Consider the following 361-nt stretch of genomic DNA (forward strand, 5'->3'; position numbering starts at 1 on the left):
GACATCACGGCCACTGTCGAGACGGACCGAAAGCACTGCGTCGCCACGTTTGTCGCCGGTGGAAACGACCGTGCCGAGCATGCCGTTCTTCACATGTTGCGGGCCGAGACGCATTGCGCGCGCTTCAACGAAGCGGGCATTCTCCAGGAAGATGATGCGGTCGCCGGCAGCAAATTCCCGCGCGCCGCGCTCGGTCCGGAAAGCGCGGTTCTCACTGAGCGCGCCCTCTTCCGACATCACCGATCGCAGTGCCTCGTTCAGACGCTTGACGTCCTCGTTGGTGTGGGCGAGCACCAGCAGTTCGTCACCACGAAGACGACCGTCATTGCCTGCCGTGGTTGAGTTCTGGATTGCCTGTTTG

The 361-nt window shown here is 62.3% G+C and carries 1 protein-coding gene; it reads right to left on the bottom strand.

All coding sequences use genetic code 11. From position 1 onward, the window contains the following. The coding region (locus MOV76_RS39545; RefSeq protein WP_247266635.1) for a hypothetical protein at positions 1 to 361 on the bottom strand (361 nt) is incomplete at both ends.

It is taken from the genome of Rhizobium sp. PRIMUS64 (genome assembly GCF_023006465.1).
Lineage (GTDB): Bacteria > Pseudomonadota > Alphaproteobacteria > Rhizobiales > Rhizobiaceae > Rhizobium > Rhizobium leguminosarum.